Below are 16,925 nucleotides of genomic sequence, written 5' to 3'. Positions count from 1 at the left end.
TCGCCATCGGCGAGAAGGTCCTCGCCGCCCAGGGTCCCGGTGCCTGGCCCGTCTGCTCCGTCAAGGCCGGCCTCACCAAGTAACACCGGCCTCACCGAGTACCACCCCAGGCCCCTTCCGCACGCCCGGGGCCCGCTCCGGCCGCCGTCGGCGTCGCAGCGGGCCCCGCCGAGCGTCTTCCGCTCAGCCGAAGTCCAGGGCGCCGGTACGGGTGCGCTTCAGCTCGAAGAACGTGGGGTGGCCGGCCAGCAGGCGCACGCCGTCGAAGACCCGGACCGCCTCCTCGCCGCGGGGTATCGAGGTGAGGACCGGGCCGAAGAACGCGGCGCCGTCGATGTGCAGGGTGGGCGTGCCCACCTCCTCGCCGACCGGGTCCATGCCCTCGTGATGACTCTTGCGCAGGGCGTCGTCGTAGTCATGCGAGTGGGCGGCCTCGGCGAGGCCGGCGGGGAGCCCGGCCTCGGCCAGGGCCTCGCGGACCAGCGCGTCGGAGACGGGCCGGCCCTCGGTGTGGATCCGGGTGCCGAGGGCCGTGTAGAGCGCACCCAGGACGGCCTCGCCGTGGTGCTGGGCGGCCGCGACGCACACCCGGACCGGGCCCCAGCCGGTGGTGAGCAGTCGCTGGTAGCGCTCGGGCAGGCCGGTGCGGCCCTCGTTGAGCACGGAGAGGCTCATCACCCGGAACCGGAGGTCGAGGTCGCGCTGCTGCCCGACCTCCAGGATCCAGCGGGAGGTGATCCAGGCGAACGGGCAGACGGGATCGAAGTAGAAGTCGACTCGGTTGGTCACCCGGCCGAGACTAGGCGCCGGGTGGACCAGGCCGAAGAGCCATTCCGAGCCGGTTTCCTTGGGCCAGTCCTGCCGTCGGCCGCCTGTCGGGCACCGGCCCCGTGGTCAGAACTGCCGCACCTGCTCCGGCCAGCCGTCCTCGTTGGAGCAGCTCTCGTAGTCGAACGCGGTGACGACGTCCCATTCCTCGCCGGTGACCTCCTCGTAGGCCTCCTCGGCCAGGTGGAGCAGGTCCTCGCCGTGCAGGGTGGTGGCGGTGTGCGGGGCGAACCGGGCCGGATCGGCCAGTACGGCCTCGTACTCCGCGCGCCCGGCCGCGACCACCGCGCACCGGGAGTAGAGGAACGAGTCGTCGGACTGCGGGAACGGCTTCCCGGGGCTGCTCATGTCGATGACCGGCAGCACCCCGAACTCGCGCCGGTCCAGCCGGTACAGGGCCTCCGCCAGGCGCTCCTCGAAGTCGACGATCCTGGCGGGCGGCAGTTCGGCCAGCGCCTCGGCCAGCGGCGTGGTGTAGTCGCAGCGGCACCGGTCGCCCAGCAGGTCGATCAAGGTCCAGAAGTCGTCCCAGGTCATCATGGGTGGCATTGTGCCCGCCGCCTCGGACAATCAGGTCCGCGGGCCCGGCCCGGGCGGTGCGGCCCGGGCCGTTGCCGCCGTCAGCAGCCCGCCCGGCTCGACGGCGGGACGAGGGTCGCGTCGATGGCGCGGTCGGCCTTCACCTTGACGGTGGAGGCACCGCGATCGATCGGGGAGGATTCGAAGCGGAGCGAGTCCGGCAGCTCCGCGTCGGTGACCGGCTCCCCGAGATGGACGACGCTGAGGGTGCCCCGGCAGGTCTCCGGGGCGGGCGGGCCGCTGCCGATCACGGTGCCCGCGCCCAGGGTGAGCGCCAGCGGCGTGGTGTTGATCAGCTTGTAGGTGAAGGTCGGCTCCTGGCTGCCCCGGGCGGTCGGGGTGGGGTCGGTGCCCGTGCCGGGGAGCCCGGGCAGGGGCGGGAGGCTCCGCCTGCTGCCGGGGAGGCCGGGGATGCCGGACCGCCAGTCGTCGGGGTTGAAGGTGGCCCCGCCGGCACCGGTCACCACCACCCAGAAGTGGGTGACGTTCACGTACAGCGTCTTGCACGGCCGGTGGTCGACCGACGGGTCGTAGTGGACCCCGTCGTAGGAGGTGTGCAGGCCGTTCAGCCCGCCGGTCGCGCTCGGCAGCTTGGCCAGGTAGTCGTGCAGCTGCTGCTGGCTGAAGGCCGCGGTGTCGGTGCACTCCGCGACCGGCGGCGGGGTGTGGGCGGCCGTCGCGGTCGGGGAGGGGCTGGGCGAGGCCGACGGGCTCTGCGCGGAGTCGGAGGCCGTTGCGGACGCCGGCCGCCCGGCGTCCGCCGACGCGGGGCCGTGGTCCGAGCCCGAGCAGCCCGCGAGGGCCAGCAGTGAACAGGCCAGCAAGGACCCCGTGCTCCGCCAGGACCACCGCATGCCCGCTCCTCCGCCGTCGCCGCGCCACCGCCTGACGTACCGTCACCGATGGTGGCAGAGGATCCGACGGCGCGCAGCCTTACGCCGGAACTCCCCGGCGGCCCGGCCGGCGCGGCCCGCCCGGGTGACCCGCGCCGCCCGGATGCCTCAGAAGACCGACCAGCCGGTCGCCGTGGTGAAGGCGTCCAGCGCGGCGACCGCGCCGACCGAGTTGCCGGCCGGGTCCAGGGCCGGGCCCCAGGCGCAGAGGGTGCCGCGACCGGGGACGACGGCCAGGACGCCGCCGCCCACCCCGCTCTTCCCGGGCAGGCCGACCCGGTAGGCGAACTGCCCGGCCGCGTCGTAGGTGCCGCAGGTCAGCAGGACGGCGTTGATGCGCTTGGCCTCGCTGCGGGTCAGCAGCCGGGAGCCGTCGGCGCGCAGTCCGTGGCGGGCCAGGAAGAGCCCGGCGAGCGCGAGGTCGCGGCAGCTCGCGGTGAGGGCGCAGTGGTCGTAGTAGTGCTGGAGCACGGTGGCGACCGGGTTCTCCAGGTTGCCGTAACTGGCGATGAAATGGGCCAGGGCGGCGTTGCGGTGGCCGTGCTCGGCCTCGGAGGCGGCGACCACCGAGTCGCTGTCGAGCAGCGGGTTTCCGGACTCGGCCCGCAGGAAGTCCCGGACGGCGGCCCGGGCGTCACCGGTGAGGCTGTGCAGCCGGTCGGTGACGACGACGGCGCCGGCGTTGATGAACGGGTTGCGCGGGATGCCGTGCTCGGTCTCCAGCTGCACCAGCGAGTTGAACGGGCTGCCGGAGGGCTCGCGGCCGACCCGCTGCCAGAGCTCGTCCCCGCCGACGGCGAGCGCCAGGGAGAGCGTGAAGAGCTTGGAGATGCTCTGGATGGAGAAGGGCTGTTCCCAGGCCCCGACGCCGTGCACCTCGCCGTCCACGGTGGCCAGCGCCAGCCCGAAGGCGGCGGGGTCGGCGGCGGCGAGGGCCGGGATGTAGTCGGCGACCCGCCCGGTGCCGAGCACCGGACGGGCCGCTTCCATGGCCTGGTTCAACTGGTCCTGAAGATCCACCAGGCCATCATTGTGCACTCGGCCGCTGGTGTCGCGGCCGGGGCGGGATCAGTGCGCGAGCACCGGGATCGCGTTGAGGTCCTCCTCGCTCGCACCCGCTCCGGCCGGGGCGCCGCCCTGGTGGCCGGTGTTGATGAAGGTGAAGGCGATGCCGGCGGCCAGCACCAGGATGCCGAACGACCACCAGATGGCGGTGGAGAAGCCGTGCACCATCGACTGCAGCTGCAGGGCCTGCGGCGAGCCGCCGGACGCCGCGTGCGCGGTGAGGTAGGCCGTGGTGGCGCTGGCCGCGATGGTGTTGAGCAGCGCGGTGCCGATGGCGCCGCCGACCTGCTGCGAGGTGTTCACCATGGCGGAGGCGACACCGGCGTCGCGCGGCTGGACGCCGTGCGTGGCCAGGCTCATGGCCGGCATGAACGCGGTGCCCATGCCGAGGCCCATCAGGACCAGACCGGGCAGGATCAGCGCCGGGTAGGAGCTGTCCGTCTTGATCTGGGTGAGGATCAGCATGCCGACCGAGGCGACCAGGAAGCCGGGGGCCATCAGGTAGCGCGGGGCCACCCGGGTCATCAGGCGGGCGCCGATCTGGGTGGAGCCGGTGATCATGCCCGCGACCATCGGGAGGAAGGCCACGCCGGTGAGCACCGGGCTGTAGTCGAGCACGACCTGGAGGTAGTACGTCAGGAAGAGGAACAGGCCGAACATGCCGATCACGGCCAGGCCGAGCGACAGGTAGACACCACCGCGGTTGCGGTCCAGGACGACGCGCAGCGGCAGCAGCGGGGCCTTGACCACGCGCTCGACCACCACGAAGGCGGCCAGCAGGACGGCGGCGGCCACGAACAGGCCGATGGTGAGCGGCGCGGACCAGCCGTCCGACTCGGCGCGGGTGAAGGCGTAGACGAGCGAGACCAGGCCGGTGGTGACCAGCAGCACGCCGGGGATGTCCAGGCGGTTGCGGTTGCGGCCCTGGGCGGGCTCACGGATCACCATGACGGCGCCGAAGGCGGCGATGATGGCGAACGGGATGTTGACGAAGAAGGTCCAGCGCCAGTTCAGGTACTCGGTGAGCAGGCCGCCGAGGATCAGGCCGATGGCACCGCCACCGCCGGCGATGGCGCCGTAGATGCCGAACGCCTTGGCGCGCTCCTTGGCCTCGGTGAACATCACCGCGAGCAGCGAGAGCGCCGCGGGGGCGAGCAGGGCGCCGAACACGCCCTGCAGGGCGCGGGCGCCGAGCAGCATGGCGGTGTTGGCGGCGGCGCCGCCCAGTGCGGAGGCGAGCGCGAAGCCGGCCAGGCCGACCACGAAGGTGCGCTTGCGGCCCCAGAGGTCGGCGATCCGGCCGCCGAACAGGAGCAGCCCGCCGAAGGCGAGGGCGTACGCGGTGATGACCCACTGGCGGTTGCCGTCGGTGATCCCGAGGTCGCGCTGGGCGGAGGGCAGGGCGATGTTCACGATCGTCGCGTCGAGCACGACCATCAGCTGGGCGAGGCCGATGAAGATCAGCGCTTTCCAGCGCCGGGGATCGGGCTGCAGGGCTGTTTCGGGCATGGGGGTACTCACTTTGCGGTGCGTGGCTTGCAAACTCAGGGCAGTTGGCGTGCGGAACTCTCGCCGCGGCGGGCTGCGCTCCGGCGGGCGGTTTCCGACAGGTGGGGCTGGGCGGCTGCCGGTGGGCGGGCCGCGGGACGGGCTTCGGTGGTCAGGTGCCTGATGGGGCCGTCAGGCTTCGGTGCTCGGTCGGCGGGGTCAGGCGCCGGGTGTCGCGTCGGTGTGGTGCTGGAAGTCCTCGAAGGTGATCGCCCGGCCGGGCAGGGTGCTCGGAGCCGGTGCCCGCATGCCGTCCAGGAACAGCTGCAGGTGGCGGTGGACGAAGTCGGCGAAGTTGACGCAGGTGGTGCCGGGGAGCGGTCGGGTGAGCTGGCTGATGGCGACGAAGACGTCCCCGGCGCCGACGTCCGGGCGCAGTGCGCCCGCGTGCCGGGCGCGGTCCAGCAGTTCGGTGACGGTGCCCTCCAGCCGCGAGCGGGCTTCCACCAGCTCGGGGTCGAACGGGTCGAAGCGTCCGGACATCATCGGGCACAGGGCGCCGAGCTTCTCGTCGGCGGCCGCGTGCACGAAGTCCTGCAGGGCGTCGAACGGGTCCGAGCGGTCCGCCAGGGCGGCTTCGGCGTGCGCGACGATGCGGGTCTTCACGTGGAGGACGACGGCCCGGAAGAGGGCCGAGCGGTCCGGGAAGTTACGGTACAGGGTCGCGTTGCCCACTCCCGCACGCTTGGCGATCTCGTCGAGCGGGGCGTCGGCCCCGTGTTCGACGAAGGCCTCGCGGGCCGCCGTGATGATCCGCTCCCGGTTGCGTGTGGCGTCCGCGCGCAGCTTGGGCGCGCGCGGTGCAGCGGTGGCGGTCACGGTCTGCTCCTCTCGGGTTCCGGGGAATCCTTCCCCGCTTCGTCCTACAGAAGAGCAAACGGGGAGTTGGTCCCCAGAAATTTCACGGCGCGATGTGATCTGGGTCACATCGCGCCGTGGTGGGCCGGAGGCGGGAATGTCAGCGGGTCGCCGGAGGGGCGGAGGCGGCGGCGCGCACCGTGAGGGCGTGCTCGGACCGGACCATCCGCAGCATCGGGCAGCGCTCGTCGGCGGCGGCGAGCAGCGCCCCGGCGGCCTCGGGGGACAGCGGGCCGCGCAGGTCGACGGTGGCGGTGAGGTCGTACGGCACCGGCGGCGCGTCGGTCGGGACCTCGAAGAAGCGGGCGTCGTTGTTGCGGGCGGTGACGGCGACCTCCACCCGGTCCAGCGGCAGGCCGTCCAGCGCCGCGATGCACAGGACGGTGTGGGTCAGGCAGGTGCTGATCACCGCGCAGAGCAGTTCGGGCGAGGACGGCCCCAGCCCGTAGCCGCCGATGTCGGGGCCGCCGTCCCCGACGAAGGACCAGTCGCCGACCCGCACCTTGCGGACCCCGGTGGCGTCGTCGGCCACGCAGACGGCGCCGATCTCCTCCTCCCAGTCCTCGCTCGCGGGCCGGCGGCCGGCGGCCGCCCGCATGGCGGCGCCCTTGTCGCGCAGGTGCTCGGCGAGCCCGGGCCGGCGGGGTTCCGGTGTGATCGTCATGCTGGGCAGCGTACGGGCCGGGGCGGTTGCCGCAGGGCCGGTTCGAACAGCCGGCCCGGGCCGCCCGCACCGGTCACGGGTCAGTGCCGGGAGTGCCGGCCGCGCCGGGCCGGGCCGGCCGTGGCGCCGGCGGGAGTGCGGCCGGCCGCCAGCCGGGCGATCAGCGCGGCCACCAGCAGCAGCCCGGCCGGCACCGCGATGTTCAGCATCTGCCGGATCCCGTCCGGGTCGTGCAGGGTGTCCAGCGGCAGGCCGATCCGGCCCAGCAGGTAGAAGGAGTCGTAGGTCGCCGCCAGGTAGGCCACCGCGCCGAAGAGCACCGCGAAGGCGAGCAGCGGCAGGCTGCGCTCGCCCGCCGCGAGCGCCAGCACGGTCACCGCGACCAGCAGCACCGGCGTCGCCCCGTTGAAGAGCAGCAGTTCGGCGGTCTCCAGCAGCGCCGACGGCCGGCGGAACCCCTCCCAGTGGGTGGCCGTCAGCCAGGCCGTCCCGCCGGCGAAGGCGGTGGCCGCGAGCAGCGCCGGCACCAGCCGGCCGAGCGTGCCGGCCCGCCGGTAGCGCCTGATCAGCAGGACCCCGCCGATCAGCATCGCCAGCAGCGCGTACGCCTCCAGCAGCCGCGGGCGCGGGAGTTGGCCGACGGTCAGCAGGCCGCTCGGGGCCGAGACGCCGATCGAGCAGCCCCCGCCCGTGCAGGAGGACCCGGACGTCAGGTACAGCGGTAGGGAGAGCAGCAGCAGCCCGCCGAACACCGCCAGAGCGAACCAGTACCGTCGCGTTGCCATCCGAGCCACCCGTCTGTCGCCTGGAGACCCTGCTTTTCGGCCGATTCTCCTCCGGCTGTCAAGCCCCGCCCGGCGTTCCGGCGGGTGCCCCGGCGGACGGCGCCGATCGGGCCGGACGCCCTTCTCCGCCAACGCAGTTGGGCGTCGGGGTGGGCCTGCGGGGAGCGTCCGGGCCGGCGGCCGGCCGGGCGCCGGCCGGCGGGGCATCCGCCCGGCGCGGGCCGGGTGCGGGCGGGACGAGAGGTCCGGGCAAGGCGCGTGCCGTGCCGCGCCGGGACGTGCCGGTGACCCTAGGCTGAGGGCGGCGGGCGGCTCGGCGGCCGCCTGTTGCCGGGACCGGCCCGGCGTCGGGTCGAGGAGGTACCGCGAAAATGGGCAGCCGAACCGCCAGCGTGCGATGCGTGCCGGCCGCGCCGTGCTGGGTCAGCCTGATGGCGCGCGACCTCGACGCGGCGCAGGCCTTCTACGGGCAGTTGCTCGGCTGGGAATTCGAACCCGGACCGGACCGCTTCGGCCCGTACGTGCACGCGGTGGTGGAGGGGGAGGCGGTCGCCGGCCTCGGCGTCTCCGGCAGCGGCTGGGTGATGCCGGTGGCCTGGACCGGCTACTTCGGGACGGAGAGCGCGGACACCGCGGCCGACGCGGTGCGTGAGCGCGGCGGGACGCTCGCGGTGGGCCCGCTGTCCTTCGACGCCGGCCGGGTGGCCTTCGCGGCCGACCCGGCCGGAGCGGTGTTCGGCCTCTGGGAGGGCCCGCCCGGCCCGGCCCGGCGGCTGGCCCTGCCCGGCTCCCCGGTCTGGATCGAGCTGCGCACCCCCGACCCGTTCGCCGCCGCCCTCTTCTACGGCGAGGTGTTCCGCTGGGACGACCGCGACCCGGCGCACTTCGAGGTCCGGTACGAGCACGAGCGGGTGGTCCTGCGGGTGGAGGGCCGCAGTGTCGCCGCGTTGCGGGCGGAGAAGGCCACCGGCCCGGTGGGCACCCCGCCGCACTGGGAGGTCTCGTTCTCGGTGGCGGACGCGGACGCCGCCGCCAAACTGGCCGAACGCCTGGGCGGTGGCCTGCTCGGGCCGGTGTTCGACACCCCGTACGGCCGGGTGGCGCGGCTGACCGACCCGGAGGGCGGCCGGTTCGCGGTGATCAGCCCTCCGGCGTAGCCGCCGGTTCGGCGGGGGGCGTGACCGGCGGGAGCTCCCGCCGGCCCTCCCGCAGCCGCTCGCCGAGCGTCTCCAGCAGCTCCGGGGCCATCGCTGCGCGGACGGCCGGGAAGAGCCGTTCGGCCTCCTCGGCCAGATGGGTGTGGACGGCGCTGCCCAGGCCGTCCAGCAGCGGCCCGAACGCCGGATCGCCGGGGGAGAGTCCTTGCAGGTCGGTGAGGTACTGCCCGATCGCCAGGTGGTCGGCGAGGCTGGTGAACACCAGCGCCCCGCCGTCCGGCACCTGCTCGTGGACGGCGGGGAAGAGGTACTCCTCCTCCTCGGTGCAGTGGCTCAGCAGCAGGTCGGACAGCGCCTCGACGAGCGTCACCACGCCGTCGTCGGCCGTGCCTCCCGGGCCGCCGGCCGGGTCGCCGGCCGGCGGGGCGTCCGGGGGCGCGCCGGTACCGCCCGGGGGCACCGGCCCGCCGGCCACGGCCTGCGGCGGCGCTCCCGTCTCTCCCGACGGTTCCGCGTCCTGCGGCCCGGTGGCGGGCGGTGCCCCCGTGCCGGCGCTGCCCGGCGCGGCCTTCTCGATCCGCGCGAGCAGCTCCGCCACCGCGCGGTGGTCGGCGCTGAGCTCGTCGACGACGTCTGCCCTGCGGCTCATGGCTCGCCTCGTTTCGGTTCGCCCCGTCACCTCGGCCGGCCCGGCCCGCCGCGACTGGTGTCCGCTGAGCGGGTCAGGTGTATCCAGTATCCGGCGTCCGCCGGGTGAGTGTGCGCTGTCCACGCCGCCCGGGCCCGGTCGCCGGGGCGCCGGCGGGCCGGCCGGGGCCCCCGTGGGCCGGATCCGCCCGGCCCCGGGGCCGCCCCGCCGGCCGGGGGGGGCGGGCCGTCAGGGGCCGTCCCGGCGTCCGGTGCGGGCGAGCAGCCGGGTGAGCGGGCTCGCCCCGTCGGGCACCGGCAGGGCGGGGGCGAACAGGCCGGTGCCGGCGAGGTCGCCCCAGCTGTCGATCTCGGCCAGCGCGAAGTCCACCAGCTCGTCGGAGAGGCGGGGATCGGCGCCGAGGCCGCGGGCGAGGTCCCAGGTGTGCACCACGGCGTCGGCGGTCAGCTGGGCGCAGTAGCCCGTCGCGGGGACGTCGCCGAACGAGAGGTGCACGGTGATGCCGGCCGCCCCCGGCACCCGGAAGGCCTCCTCGGCGGCCTCGGCCGCGTTCTGCCAGAAGGCGGCCGGGTCGTCGTCCAGCACGTCCCCGTCGAACCGGGTGCCGACCTCGGCGACGGTCGACCCCATCAGCAGTTCGGGGACCCACAGCTGTTCGGCGGTGAGGTGGTTGACGAGGTCCCGGACGGACCACTCGGAGCACGGCGTCGGGGCGGGCCACTGGTGCGGGGTGATCAGGCGCACATGGTGGCCGAACGCCTCAAGGGCCTGGGGGAAGAGGCGCAGCACCGGCGCCTCGGGTCGTTCGGACATGCCTCCAGCCTGCCCCCGATCGCGGCGCGTTGCCCGTCGGGCGGCGGCTCCGCGACCGGCCTGCCGCGGCCGTCGCGGGGGTCTTCGCGGCCGTCCCGGCGGTGGCCCGGGGCGGGTCCGGGGAGTGTCGTCCGCGAGGTTGTTCAAATTCGAAAGGACCGGTACGGTCGATCCGAGTTATTCGAATTTGAACTACCGGATGGACGCACCAGGCCGCCCGGGCCGTCCTGGCTGCCCGGATCCCACGACCTACCCCAGGAGACGGAATGCCGAGCACCACCGCCCCCGCCCCCGCACTTCACGCCGACCCGAACACCGCCGCCCCGGCGGGCTCCCCGCACGCGTACGACGCCGGACTCCTGCTGCTGCGCCTCGCGCTCGGCCTCACCATGGCCGTCCACGGCAGCCAGAAGCTGTTCGGCTGGTTCGGCGGCGGGGGCATCGACGGCACCGGTCAGTTCTTCACCGCGGTCGGCTACCCGGCCGGCCGCACGATGGCCGTGGTGGCCGGCCTCACCGAGACCTTCGGCGGCCTCGGCCTGGCGGCCGGGCTGCTCACCCCGCTGGCCGGCGCGGCCCTCGTCGGCACCATGCTCAACGCCCTGGCCGTCCGCTGGGGCGGGGGCTTCGTCGCCCCCAAGGGCGTCGAGTACGAACTCCTGCTGACTGTCGCCGCCGCCGGCCTGACCCTGACCGGGCCCGGCCGGCTCGCCGCGGACCGCTACCTGCCGGTGCTGCGGGAGCACCGGCTCGTCCACGGCGCCACCGCCATCCTGCTGGGCCTGGCCACGGCCGGTGTGATCCTGCTGGTGCGCAACTGACCGGGCCGGCCGGACGCAGGACGACGACCAGCGCCTGACGGCCACCGCGTGCCCCTTCCGGTCGGGAGGCGGAGGGGCGCGCCGGCCGGCGGAGGCCCCGGCACGGACGGGACGACGGTCCCGGCCCGGCCGGGGCCTCCGCGCGTTCCCGCCCGGGGGCCGGGCCGGCCGGCGGGGGCCCGCCCCGGCGCCCGGTTGGTGGCGTGTTGGCCGTCTGTTGGTGGCTCCGGTCAGGATCGCGGGCAAGGAGCGCGGCCGGCGTCCCCGCCGGGGGTGGCAGCCCCCGGAGGCACCGCGATCGCTCCTCCCGGGCGATCGCCGGCCGGTGCGAGCCGGCCGGTGTGGGCCGGCCGGAAGGCACCGCCGGCCGCGCTCCGCGCAGGCCGAAGGCGCCGGGGCGGCGCGGCCGGGACACCGGCCCGGCCCAGGCCGCGCACGGCCCGGGCCTCGGGTGTTGGCGGCCCGTTGGTCGTCCGTTGGCGGCATCGGCCACGATCGCGGCCGGGGTTCGTCCGCAGTCGGAGGAGAGGTGGGCCCGTGCAGGGAAGTCGGGTTGGCAGTCCCGCCAGGAGCGACCAGCAGGGGGAGCCGGGCGGGCTCCGGCAGAACGGCTCGCTCGCCGTCGCGGTGGGGCCCGTGGCCCTGGCCGCCCTGGGCGTGCCGGCCGGCCCGCCCGGCGCCGGGCGGCAGCTGAGCCTCGGGCACGCGGGCGGAGCGGTCGAGCTGCTCCAGGCCGCGCTCAACAATTGGTCCGAGGCCGCCCTGGTGGTGGACGGGGAGTTCGGTCCGGCCACCCGCCGCCGGGTGGCGGAGTTCCAGCGCGGCCAGGGCCTGGAGCCGGACGGCGTGGTCGGACCGCGGACGGCCGGCAGGCTGTTCTGGATCGAGCTGCGCCTCCCGTGCGGCGGGCGCCGCGACTACACCCAGGACAGCGCCGCGCCGGTCTGCTGAGCCGCCAACGGCGGTCCCGGCCGTCCCGGCCGTCCGTTCCGTCCGTTCCGGCCGGGGCACGCGCGGGCGGGGTCGGTCGCGGGCGGGGTCAGTCGCGGACGCGGACCAGGGCGAGGGTGATGTTGTCCGGCCCGCCGGCCTCGATCGCCGCCTTCCAGAGTTCGAACGAGGCCCGAGCGTCGGCCCGTTCGGCGTCCTCGTGCGGTGCGGCGAGCACCGTGGCCAGCTCCTCCTCCGGGACGGGATCGGTGAGGCCGTCGCTGCACAGCAGGAAGCGGTCCCCGGCGTTCAGCGGGGAGCTGCTGACGTGCGGCCGGACGACGGTCAGGGCGGTGGACCCGCCCAGGGTCTGGGTGACGACCGAGGTGGTGCGCCGTCCGGGTTCCAGCGGCGGGCTGTCGTCCACGCTCAGCCGCAGCAGTCCGTCCTCGGTCACCCGGTAGGCCCGGCTGTCGCCCACGTTGAAGGTGATGACCGACTCCGGGAGCAGGACGATGCCCGCCACCGTCGTCCCCATCGTGGTCAGCTCCGGATCCGCCCCGGCCGCCTCGAACACCGCCCGGTTGCAGGTGTGCAGCGCGTCCCGGACGGCTTCCTCGCTCCCAAGCCCCGGCCCGGCCGCCGCCAGCCGCCGGACCACCAGCGCACTGGCCACCTCGCCGCCGGGGTGGCCGCCCAGCCCGTCCGCCACCGCCACCAGGACCGGATCGCCCCCCAGCGGGAAGAGCAGGGTCTGCGGGTTGCCCGTCACCGTGGCGCACAGCGTCCAGGGCCCGGCCACCAGGCTGTCCTCGTTCTGCTCCCGGATCAGCCCCTCATGGCTCAGCGCACTCACCGCGATGTAGGGCATCGCCTCTCCGCCCTTCCGGGTCGGCCGTCGCTCTCCCTCCATTGTGGGCGCGCCCGCGGCCGGGGCGCCCGCCGTACTCCCGGGCCGGGAGGGGGAGGTGGCACCGGCAGGGCGCCGGGCCGGGAACAGCGCGGGGAGGTGGAGTGCTACAGTGGTTGAAGTTTCAATGACATGGGATGTGGTGAGCAGTGGTGAACAGCATGCAGTTCGGAATCTTCACCGTCGGTGATGTCACGCCCGACCCCACCAGTGGCCGGACGCCGAGCGAGCACGAGCGGATCAAGGCGATGGTGGCGATCGCCCTGAAGGCGGAGGAGGTCGGGCTGGACGTCTTCGCGACCGGCGAGCACCACAACCCGCCGTTCGTGCTGTCCTCGCCGACCACCATGCTCGGCTTCATCGCCGCGCAGACCGAGCGGATCATCCTCTCCACGTCCACCACCCTGATCACCACCAACGACCCGGTGAAGATCGCGGAGGACTTCGCGATGCTCCAGCACCTCGCGCAGGGCCGGGTCGACCTGATGATGGGTCGCGGCAACACCGGGCCGGTCTACCCGTGGTTCGGCCAGGACATCCGCCAGGGCATACCACTGGCGATCGAGAACTACGCACTGCTGCACCGGCTGTGGCGGGAGGACGTGGTCGACTGGGAGGGCCGCTTCCGCACCCCGCTGCAGTCCTTCACCTCCACCCCGCGTCCGCTGGACGGCGTGCCGCCGTTCGTCTGGCACGGCTCGATCCGCAGCCCGGAGATCGCCGAGCAGGCCGCCTACTACGGTGACGGCTTCTTCGCCAACAACATCTTCTGGCCCAAGGAGCACTTCAAGAAGCTGATCAACCTCTACCGCGAGCGCTACGCGCACTACGGCCACGGCACCGCCGAGCAGGCCGTGGTGGGTCTGGGCGGTCAGGTCTTCATGCGCCGCAACTCCCAGGACGCGGTACGGGAGTTCCGCCCGTACTTCGACAACGCGCCGGTCTACGGCCACGGGCCGTCGCTGGAGGAGTTCACCGACCAGACCCCGCTCACCGTCGGCAGCCCGCAGGAGGTGATCGAGAAGACCCTCGCCTTCCGCGAGAGCTTCGGCGACTACCAGCGCCAGCTGTTCCTGATGGACCACGCCGGCCTGCCGCTGAAGACCGTGCTGGAGCAGCTCGACCTGCTGGGCGAGGAGGTCGTCCCGGTGCTGCGCGAGGAGTTCGCCAAGGGCCGGCCCGCCGAGGTCCCGGACGGGCCCACCCACGAGGCGCTGGCCGCCCGGCACGCCGCCGAGGCCGCGCAGGCCGCCGGCACCACCGTCTGACCGCGGGAATTACGGAAGCAGAGAGGTGAGCACCATGAACACCCTGAACCTCGTGGTCGTCTCGGCCGGGCTCGGCAAGCCCTCCTCTACCCGCCTGCTGGCGGACCGTCTCGCGGCGTCCACCGCACGGCAGTCGGGCGCCGACCGGGTCGAGGTGCAGGTGATCGAACTGCGGGACCTCGCCACCGGGATCGCGCACAACTTCGTCACCGGGTTCCCCGGCGCGGAGCTGCGGGCGGCCGTCGGGACGGTGGCCCGGGCGGACGGCGTGATCGCGGTGACGCCCATCTTCAGCGCCTCCTACAGCGGCCTGTTCAAGTCCTTCTTCGACGTGATCGACAACGACACGCTGACCGGCAAGCCGGTGCTGATCGCGGCCACCGGCGGGACGGGCCGGCACTCGCTCGCCCTGGAGCACGCCGTCCGGCCGCTGTTCAGCTACCTGCGGGCGGTCGTCGTACCGACCGCCGTCTACGCGGCGACGGACGACTGGGGCAGTGGCGGGGACGCGCACACCGACGAGCTGCCGGCCCGGATCGACCGGGCGGCCGGCGAGCTGGCGGCCCTGATGGACCGCCGGCCGGCGGTGCCGAAGCAGGCCGAGGCGGTGGTCCCGTTCGCCGAGCAGCTGGCCGCGCTGCGGGTCTGAGCGGCTGAATCGAACGACCAAGGGTGCCGCTGGGGGCCCTGGCGGGGGACGGCAGGCGGCGACGGTGACGGCAGGGGCCCGGTACGAGCACTCTCGTACCGGGCCCCTGCCGTCACCGCTCCGGCCCGCGAGTCCGGGCGGCGGGAGCACAGCGGGAAGGATCGGCGGCGGGACGGGCCGGCCGCGGGTCAGCCCGCCCGCACGGCCGGCGCCTCGGCCGGCGCGTCCGGTGCCGGAGCCGGTGCTGTCGCCGGGGTGGCGCGGGCGTCGTAGTCGGCACGGGCACGGGCGATCTCGGCCTGGTGCCGTTCCGTCCAGCCGACCAGGGACTGGATGGTGGCGTGCAGGGTGCGGCCGAGCGGGGTCAGCTCGTAGTCGACCCTGGGGGGCACCACCGGGTGGACGGTGCGGTGCACCAGGCCGTCCCGTTCGAGCTGGCGCAGGGTGACGGTGAGCATCCGCTGGCTGACGCCGTCGATCTCCCGCCGCAGCTCGGTGAAGCGCAGCGACCGCCGGTCCAGCAGGGCGATCACCAGCAGGGACCACTTGTCCGCGATCCGGTCGAGGATCTGCCGGACCTCGCAGTCCTCCCGGGTGTCCCACTGCAGGACGCCGTAGTCCTCCTCGGTGCCCGCGCAGTGCGTCGGTAACTTGAAAGTGCCTTCTTCCATGACAGTTGATGCTGCCGCAGGATGACGAACAGTTACAAGAGGGAACCGACCGGCCGTGTGAGAACCGACCGGCCGTGTGGGAACCGACCGCGGCCGGGGTTCCCGCCCTCCTTCGTCCTGCCCTGGAGACATCCGTGTCCGCACCGTCCGTGCTGCCCGAACCCACCCGCCCCGAGCCCGCCCTCCCCGGCCGCCGCTCCGAGGCCCGTCCGCCGGGGCGAGCGGAGGGCCGGCCGGCCCCCGGGGGCTCCGGGAGCGGGCGGATCACCGGCCGCCGCCTCGGCCTGCTCCTGGTGCTCTGCGGGGCGATCTTCCTCGAAGGCATCGACGTCGCGATGCTGAACGTCGCCCTGCCCGCCGTCCGGGCCGATCTGGGCATGTCCACCGGCTCGCTGAGCTGGGTGATCACCGCCTACGTCCTCGGCTACGGCGGCTTCATGCTGCTCGGCGGGCGCGCGGCCGACCTGCTCGGCCGGCGACGGATGTTCCTGTTCTGGCTGACCGTCTTCGTCCTCTTCTCCGGGCTGGGCGGCCTCGCCGGCTCCGGCTGGACGCTGATCGCCGCCCGGTTCGTCACCGGCGTCTCGGCCGCCTTCATGACGCCGGCCGGTCTCGCCGTCATCACCACCGGCTTCGCCGAGGGTGCGCAGCGCAACCGGGCGCTGCTGGTCTACGCGGGCACGGCGGCCGCCGGATTCTCGCTGGGGCTGGTGACGGGTGGTCTGCTGACCGGGCTGAGCTGGCGCTGGGTGTTCTTCGCCCCCGTCCTGCTGGCCGGCGCGATCCTGCCGGCGGCCGCCCTGCTGATCCCCCGCGAGGAGCGGCCCGCGCGGCCGGGCGGCGGGAGGTTCGACCTCGCCGGGGCGGTCACCTCCACGGCCGCCGCGCTGTTGCTCGTGCTCTCCGTCGTCCGGGTCGGGGAGCCGGACGCGAAGCTTGGTGTCACGGTCGCGGCAGCGGTCGCCGGGTCGGCGCTGCTCGCCGCCTTCGTCCTGGTCGAGCGGCGCGCGGCCGAGCCGCTGGTACGGCTCGGCCTGCTCCGCTCGGGCCCGCTGGTACGGGCGAACATCGGGGCGATGCTGTTCGCCGGATCGTTCTTCGGCTTCCAGTTCGTCGTCACCCTCTACCTTCAGGAACTGCGCGGATGGAGCCCGCTGCAGACCGGGCTCGCGCTGCTCGCGGTCGGCGTGGACGCCGTCCTCGCGCCGACCCTGACGCCCCGGCTGGTGGAGCGCTTCGGCACCGCGCGGGTGGTGCTCGGCGGGTTCTGCCTGGCGGCCGTCTCGTACGCCCTGTTCCTGCCGGTCGGGCTCGACTGGACCTATCCGATGATGTTCCCGACCATGATCCTCACCGGTCTCGCCTTCGCCCTCGCGTACGGACCGCTGACCATCGCGGCCACCGAAGGCGTGGCGCAGGAGGAGCAGGGCCTGGCCGGTGGACTGCTCAACACCTCGTTCCAGTTCGGTGCGGCGCTGGGCCTCTCCGTCGTGGTGGCCGTCAACGCGGCGGCGGGGGCCGGGTCCGGTGGAGCCGGGACGGACGGGCTCCGCGCGGCGCTGGTGGTGCCGGTGGCGGCTGCCGTCCTCGGCGCGGTCGTCACCGGGTCCGGCCTTCGCCGGGAGACCCTCCGGCGCCGGGCGGGCGGGCCTTCCCGACCGGCGTGACCGGGCGGCCCCGGTCCGGCCGGGGCCGCCCGGAGCGTGGGGAGGCCCCCACCCGGACAACCGGGAGCCCGTTCGTCCGGTGCCGGCGGTCCGCCGAACGGGGCCCGCGTCGCTCCGCCGAACGGGTGGGCCGGGTGGCGGCGGGCGCCCTGGCCGGTGCCCCGCCCCGG

General features: G+C 74.5%; 18 protein-coding genes and 1 pseudogene. 7 read left to right on the top strand and 12 right to left on the bottom strand.

The window, feature by feature from the left end; translation table 11 throughout:
* Window positions 1-80: pseudogene (locus IE329_RS42150) on the top strand (Resuscitation-promoting factor Rpf1); the annotation flags it as partial.
* 103 nt (window positions 81-183) lie between these two features.
* Here IE329_RS42150 and IE329_RS37090 read toward each other — a convergent pair.
* The 8 genes from IE329_RS37090 to IE329_RS37055 form a co-directional block, all read right to left on the bottom strand.
* Entirely contained in the window at window positions 184-789 is a 606-nt protein-coding gene (locus IE329_RS37090; protein ID WP_190215465.1) for a mycothiol-dependent nitroreductase Rv2466c family protein, read from the bottom strand.
* Between the two features lie 105 nt (window positions 790-894).
* A complete protein-coding gene (locus IE329_RS37085; RefSeq protein ID WP_229928063.1) occupies window positions 895-1,368 on the bottom strand; it encodes a DUF4240 domain-containing protein in 474 nt (157 codons plus the stop codon).
* A gap of 80 nt (window positions 1,369-1,448) precedes the next feature.
* Window positions 1,449-2,261, bottom strand: coding sequence for a hypothetical protein (locus tag IE329_RS37080; RefSeq protein ID WP_190215464.1), 813 nt, complete (start codon window positions 2,259-2,261; stop codon window positions 1,449-1,451).
* 147 nt (window positions 2,262-2,408) lie between these two features.
* On the bottom strand, window positions 2,409-3,320 hold the full coding sequence (locus IE329_RS37075; RefSeq protein WP_190215463.1) for a glutaminase: 912 nt from the start codon (window positions 3,318-3,320) through the stop codon (window positions 2,409-2,411).
* Window positions 3,321-3,368: 48 nt separating this feature from the next.
* Window positions 3,369-4,874: an MFS transporter gene (locus tag IE329_RS37070; RefSeq protein ID WP_190215462.1), complete on the bottom strand. Its 1,506-nt coding sequence runs from the start codon at window positions 4,872-4,874 to the stop codon at window positions 3,369-3,371.
* A gap of 198 nt (window positions 4,875-5,072) precedes the next feature.
* Window positions 5,073-5,732 (bottom strand): TetR/AcrR family transcriptional regulator, encoded by a 660-nt coding sequence (locus tag IE329_RS37065; protein WP_190215461.1) that lies wholly within the window; start codon window positions 5,730-5,732, stop codon window positions 5,073-5,075.
* 139 nt (window positions 5,733-5,871) lie between these two features.
* Window positions 5,872-6,435, bottom strand: a complete 564-nt coding sequence (locus IE329_RS37060; protein WP_190215460.1) for an OsmC family protein — start codon at window positions 6,433-6,435, stop codon at window positions 5,872-5,874.
* An 80-nt stretch (window positions 6,436-6,515) separates the two neighbouring features.
* Window positions 6,516-7,220: a hypothetical protein gene (locus IE329_RS37055; RefSeq protein WP_190215459.1), complete on the bottom strand. Its 705-nt coding sequence runs from the start codon at window positions 7,218-7,220 to the stop codon at window positions 6,516-6,518.
* A 371-nt stretch (window positions 7,221-7,591) separates the two neighbouring features.
* Between IE329_RS37055 and IE329_RS37050 the strand changes: the two genes are divergently transcribed.
* Window positions 7,592-8,377 (top strand): VOC family protein, encoded by a 786-nt coding sequence (locus IE329_RS37050; RefSeq protein WP_190215458.1) that lies wholly within the window; start codon window positions 7,592-7,594, stop codon window positions 8,375-8,377.
* On the opposite strand, the gene IE329_RS37045 is transcribed toward IE329_RS37050, so the two are convergent.
* The gene (locus IE329_RS37045; protein WP_190215457.1) at window positions 8,361-9,026 is read right to left on the bottom strand and encodes a hemerythrin domain-containing protein; all 666 of its coding nucleotides are present in this window, start codon (window positions 9,024-9,026) and stop codon (window positions 8,361-8,363) included. The two genes, IE329_RS37050 and IE329_RS37045, sit on opposite strands and share 17 nt — an antisense overlap.
* 228 nt (window positions 9,027-9,254) lie before the next feature.
* Complete coding sequence (locus IE329_RS37040) at window positions 9,255-9,839, bottom strand: TIGR03086 family metal-binding protein (protein ID WP_190215456.1); 585 nt, start codon at window positions 9,837-9,839, stop codon at window positions 9,255-9,257.
* A gap of 266 nt (window positions 9,840-10,105) precedes the next feature.
* On the opposite strand from IE329_RS37040, the gene IE329_RS37035 reads away from it, so the two are divergent.
* Complete coding sequence (locus IE329_RS37035) at window positions 10,106-10,660, top strand: DoxX family protein (protein WP_190215455.1); 555 nt, start codon at window positions 10,106-10,108, stop codon at window positions 10,658-10,660.
* 537 nt (window positions 10,661-11,197) lie between these two features.
* On the top strand, window positions 11,198-11,611 hold the full coding sequence (locus IE329_RS37030) for a peptidoglycan-binding domain-containing protein (RefSeq protein ID WP_190215454.1): 414 nt from the start codon (window positions 11,198-11,200) through the stop codon (window positions 11,609-11,611).
* Window positions 11,612-11,699: 88 nt separating this feature from the next.
* Here IE329_RS37030 and IE329_RS37025 read toward each other — a convergent pair whose 3' ends face one another.
* Window positions 11,700-12,461, bottom strand: coding sequence for a PP2C family protein-serine/threonine phosphatase (locus IE329_RS37025; RefSeq protein ID WP_190215453.1), 762 nt, complete (start codon window positions 12,459-12,461; stop codon window positions 11,700-11,702).
* Between the two features lie 200 nt (window positions 12,462-12,661).
* Between IE329_RS37025 and IE329_RS37020 the strand changes: the two genes are divergently transcribed.
* Together IE329_RS37020 and IE329_RS37015 are read left to right on the top strand one after the other, a co-directional pair.
* Window positions 12,662-13,768, top strand: coding sequence for an LLM class flavin-dependent oxidoreductase (locus tag IE329_RS37020; RefSeq protein ID WP_190215452.1), 1,107 nt, complete (start codon window positions 12,662-12,664; stop codon window positions 13,766-13,768).
* Between the two features lie 34 nt (window positions 13,769-13,802).
* A complete protein-coding gene (locus tag IE329_RS37015; RefSeq protein ID WP_190215451.1) occupies window positions 13,803-14,417 on the top strand; it encodes an FMN reductase in 615 nt (204 codons plus the stop codon).
* Between the two features lie 188 nt (window positions 14,418-14,605).
* On the opposite strand, the gene IE329_RS37010 is transcribed toward IE329_RS37015, so the two are convergent.
* Complete coding sequence (locus IE329_RS37010; RefSeq protein ID WP_190215450.1) at window positions 14,606-15,088, bottom strand: winged helix-turn-helix transcriptional regulator; 483 nt, start codon at window positions 15,086-15,088, stop codon at window positions 14,606-14,608.
* 263 nt (window positions 15,089-15,351) lie between these two features.
* Between IE329_RS37010 and IE329_RS37005 the strand changes: the two genes are divergently transcribed.
* On the top strand, window positions 15,352-16,755 hold the full coding sequence (locus tag IE329_RS37005; RefSeq protein WP_229928064.1) for an MFS transporter: 1,404 nt from the start codon (window positions 15,352-15,354) through the stop codon (window positions 16,753-16,755).
* Window positions 16,756-16,925 lie beyond the last annotated feature (170 nt).

The organism is Kitasatospora indigofera (assembly GCF_014655955.1).
Taxonomy (GTDB): domain Bacteria; phylum Actinomycetota; class Actinomycetes; order Streptomycetales; family Streptomycetaceae; genus Kitasatospora; species Kitasatospora indigofera.
The sequence above is the reverse complement of the archived record's forward strand: the minus strand, read 5'-3'. Positions and strand labels throughout refer to the sequence as shown.

Bases quoted from the DNA above. Each gene is read 5' to 3' on its own strand.
- IE329_RS37050 (WP_190215458.1), top strand. From the start codon at position 7,592: ATGGGCAGCCGAACCGCCAGCGTGCGATGCGTGCCGGCCGCGCCGTGC.
- IE329_RS37080 (WP_190215464.1), bottom strand. From the start codon at position 2,261: ATGCGGTGGTCCTGGCGGAGCACGGGGTCCTTGCTGGCCTGTTCACTG.
- IE329_RS37035 (WP_190215455.1), top strand. From the start codon at position 10,106: ATGCCGAGCACCACCGCCCCCGCCCCCGCACTTCACGCCGACCCGAAC.
- IE329_RS37045 (WP_190215457.1), bottom strand. From the start codon at position 9,026: ATGAGCCGCAGGGCAGACGTCGTCGACGAGCTCAGCGCCGACCACCGC.
- IE329_RS37025 (WP_190215453.1), bottom strand. From the start codon at position 12,461: ATGCCCTACATCGCGGTGAGTGCGCTGAGCCATGAGGGGCTGATCCGG.
- IE329_RS37070 (WP_190215462.1), bottom strand. From the start codon at position 4,874: ATGCCCGAAACAGCCCTGCAGCCCGATCCCCGGCGCTGGAAAGCGCTG.
- IE329_RS37055 (WP_190215459.1), bottom strand. From the start codon at position 7,220: ATGGCAACGCGACGGTACTGGTTCGCTCTGGCGGTGTTCGGCGGGCTG.
- IE329_RS37020 (WP_190215452.1), top strand. From the start codon at position 12,662: ATGCAGTTCGGAATCTTCACCGTCGGTGATGTCACGCCCGACCCCACC.
- IE329_RS37040 (WP_190215456.1), bottom strand. From the start codon at position 9,839: ATGTCCGAACGACCCGAGGCGCCGGTGCTGCGCCTCTTCCCCCAGGCC.
- IE329_RS37015 (WP_190215451.1), top strand. From the start codon at position 13,803: ATGAACACCCTGAACCTCGTGGTCGTCTCGGCCGGGCTCGGCAAGCCC.
- IE329_RS37060 (WP_190215460.1), bottom strand. From the start codon at position 6,435: ATGACGATCACACCGGAACCCCGCCGGCCCGGGCTCGCCGAGCACCTG.
- IE329_RS37085 (WP_229928063.1), bottom strand. From the start codon at position 1,368: ATGATGACCTGGGACGACTTCTGGACCTTGATCGACCTGCTGGGCGAC.
- IE329_RS37010 (WP_190215450.1), bottom strand. From the start codon at position 15,088: ATGGAAGAAGGCACTTTCAAGTTACCGACGCACTGCGCGGGCACCGAG.